Here is a 3,301-nt window from a genome sequence, read left to right as displayed (position 1 = left end):
AGCATCGTTGGGCCCGCAATAATCTATAGCGACAACGTACGTCATCGCACGATGCTACACGACCACGTATGACCCTTTTAACATCGTGGCGATCGCAATAATCTACTGCGAACCTTATATAAGGTTCTGCGTAACGAGAGGGATGCTGTATGACCCGCCAAGCCTGCCAGTAATCGGATAAAATGCTCATCAATGCGCCCCGGCATCGTGCTAGCAACACGACCCAGGACGACTTCCGCCAAATCTAAACACAGTAGACTTGAGGCTCAATCATTATGAAGACTTCCGGCATTACCGGGCAAGCCGTTACAGGTTGCCACAAGCTTGATTTATTGGAAGCTCAGGATATCCTTTCAGAAATTGCTGAGAACCAACGATATTTCACCATTCTTAATGTCCTGTCGCAGGAATCCCTGATCCAGATTGATCCTAATGTTGACTTGCTGTTGGACTGCTACGAAGCCGCCGCCGTCCCTGCCAAGCTCCAAGCTGTTATTGACTTAATCGAGTCTGTCCGCAAGACCCTTCCCTAGTTACGGGAGAGGGCTTTTTTGTTGAACTGTGGATTTTCAGTCCACTGCTCATCATGGTTTCTGATGGGAATTCCCGCCATTAGTAGCACTTAGCTCATATTAGAAACAATACAGTCAGCAGAACGCAATTAGTAGGAAAACAGCTTATGAAGCTATTAGTTAGAAAACCCAAAACCCTTATAGGGAAAGGGAAACGTATCCCCCCCAGGGGGATATAGAAGGACAAAAAATAAACCCCCAAACTAACAATTCCTATGCTAGGTTGAGGGAGTGGGATGCGGTCTGGCACCTGAAACTTAAGCCAGGCTCTCCCACACCGATAAACGAATTAAAAGCTCTAAAATAAAAGCGGGCCACGTAACTCTGACAAGTTTGCTGACCCGACAAACGAATTAAAAACTACCCCCATGTTAGCCAAAAATCTGCCCTCCCCGCCGGATAACCTGATCCAAATTCCCCAACGGGAACCGGAAACCGACCCTTATTAGCTGGGCCCCTACGTTTCAAAATGGGCATCAAGGGTTTATCCCAATGGGGAAGTGACGCTGGGTTACATCCCACCACCTCCCAGGGAAAAGCAGGAATCAGGCTTTGGGAAGTTTGAGCAAGAGTGGCGGCAATTCTATGCCACTGATGACGATTGCTATCGGGCATACCTTGAGCATTGCGAAAGGCGTGGGATTAAGTCTTTAAGGCAAATTGGGCCAGACTCCACCGAGGTAGAAATACAGCGGGCGATCGCCTTGGGAATAAGAATCGAGCAATTGGAAGACCGGATCAGAACAGAGCCGGGGGATTGGATACTTGCCAGTGACCCTTTGCCGGATACCATCACCGCCACAGACTTGGAAGGAAGTTACCAGACCGACCGGATAGACCCTCGACAGCTTTGCCAGAAGCGCAGAAAAAGGAAAGGCATTAAGGGAATAACGAGCTATGGAGCTAGGATGGTGCGCTCAGCCTGCCACATACTCCAGCAATACTTTTCCAGGAATCGGCTGGGATTTCTGACCTTGACCTTGCCTGACCATCCCGATTATTTGTCCATTTGGGTTTGCCAATGGGCTGAGATTGTCCGTAAGTTCACCCAGGAGTTAAAGCGAGAATTGGAACGCCAGGGGGCCCCAAGCCATGTGATCGCAGTAACGGAGATTCAAACAGCCAGGTCTAAATTTGCAGGCTTTCCCATACCACACCTCCATGCGTGCTATGTTGCTTGGGATGGCAAAACTTATATTAAAGGGGCAAAAAATACCCTGGGGGGAAGGAAAAAGCAACACTACATTAGCCACGCTAAGATGCAAGCCATTTTCGCCAGAGTCCTTGCTAATGAAGTAGAAAGAATGGCTGGAGAAGTGATTAATCCTAACGAATTAAACCCAAGGGTTGAGGTCAAGGCTGTTAGGAAATCAGCCGAGGGATACCTTGGAAAGTACATGAGCAAAGGGGGAAAAGATGTTAGGCGATTCACTGAAGCAGATCCAAAACGCACTGACCTTCCTACCCATTGGTGGCATTGCTCAAAGGAATTAAGAAAGATAGTTTTAGGCTTGGTTACTGAGCTACCATCGACCCTTATTGAATTGATAGTTACTCAATCTGACGACTTGCAAGCAACAGGGATAGTACAGTATATGAGGACAATAACCAGAGTGGTTAATGACAAGGAAAGGATACTTGCTTGGGCTTTCAGGTTCGCTCCAGACTACAATCCCACTGACCAAAATCAGATAGCACTAGCCTTTGGTACTAGCTAAGACAAAATCTGTAACTCTGTTCTACCAACCCCAAACCAATGGGGAAAATTGCCATGCCTGACAGTCAGAATATCCCCATCTAAACTCAGTACACTAACCAATGCAATCTCATGTTAGGTAACTATTAACCAAAAATGTTAACTAATGCAGTACGCTAACAGGAACAGCCCAATGCTTTTGCCAGTAAAACTTCCATCTTACCGACCGGGGCGAAGCGAAGCGCCGCCGCCTTACCTTGTCTTTAGTCCCTATCTCTCACAAGCCACCAATGCAGAGAATTTGTGTTGCTAATCAGGGAAGTAATTGCTAAGATTAAATGACCGGGACAGGTTTGGAAGTCCTGAGACCGGTGCGAAGGCATATCCAACCATCTGGGGAAGGGGTTAAGACCTGCTAAGGCTAACCTTCCCGCCAAAGATGGGCCAAGGAAAAAGTCCAAGATTGTTAGGTAACAACTAACCGCCAATGAGTTCTGAGACGTGTTGCTGAAGGATTGTCCAGGGGATGCAAGCTAATCGCACCGTGCTACCAAGCCGTTGCTGTAGCAAGCGCCCCTTAATCCTTTTCTGAGCTATCCAATAATTCCTAATCTTGTAAACGCTGACCCGGCCATGGTCACACTGCACATAGAAGCGGCGATGAGTCTTAAGCCAGTCCTTCCAGCTTGGGCTTTCCAGGCTCAGGGGATATTTATGCCCAGCACCGTGCAAGTATCCGTCAATCACCGTCGGTTGAGGCTCCATACCTACATTGACCCTATCAAGCCAGTTTTAGCACCGTTGGGAGCGCAATAATCTATAGCAACTACCCTAGGGTACTGTCACGATAACGAGCGATGCTGTATGACCGCCACAGACCTACACTGACCCTATCAGAGCAAAGTTAGCATCGTTGGGCCCGCAATAATCTATAGCGACAACGTACGTCATCGCACGATGCTACACGACCACGTATGACCCTTTTAACATCGTGGCGATCGCAATAATCTACTGCGAACCTTATATAAGGTTC

At 47.8% G+C, this 3,301-nt stretch carries 3 protein-coding genes; all 3 read left to right on the top strand.

What is annotated here, in order from left to right:
- Window positions 1-275: 275 nt before the first annotated feature.
- On the top strand, window positions 276-533 hold the full coding sequence (locus IQ219_RS18250) for a hypothetical protein (RefSeq protein WP_194073546.1): 258 nt from the start codon (window positions 276-278) through the stop codon (window positions 531-533).
- A 539-nt stretch (window positions 534-1,072) separates the two neighbouring features.
- A complete protein-coding gene (locus IQ219_RS18245) occupies window positions 1,073-2,290 on the top strand; it encodes a hypothetical protein (protein WP_194073545.1) in 1,218 nt (405 codons plus the stop codon).
- Window positions 2,291-2,901: 611 nt separating this feature from the next.
- The gene (locus IQ219_RS18240; protein WP_194073544.1) at window positions 2,902-3,084 is read left to right on the top strand and encodes a hypothetical protein; all 183 of its coding nucleotides are present in this window, start codon (window positions 2,902-2,904) and stop codon (window positions 3,082-3,084) included.
- Window positions 3,085-3,301: the final 217 nt, after the last annotated feature.

It is taken from the genome of Synechocystis sp. LEGE 06083, assembly GCF_015207725.1.
GTDB classification, from domain to species: domain Bacteria; phylum Cyanobacteriota; class Cyanobacteriia; order Cyanobacteriales; family Microcystaceae; genus Synechocystis; species Synechocystis salina.
Note: the sequence above shows the minus strand (reverse complement) of the source record. Positions and strands in the feature narration are given on the sequence as shown.

Coding starts and splice junctions, on each gene's coding strand:
- IQ219_RS18250 (WP_194073546.1), top strand. CDS start 276: ATGAAGACTTCCGGCATTACCGGGCAAGCCGTTACAGGTTGCCACAAG.
- IQ219_RS18240 (WP_194073544.1), top strand. CDS start 2,902: ATGGTCACACTGCACATAGAAGCGGCGATGAGTCTTAAGCCAGTCCTT.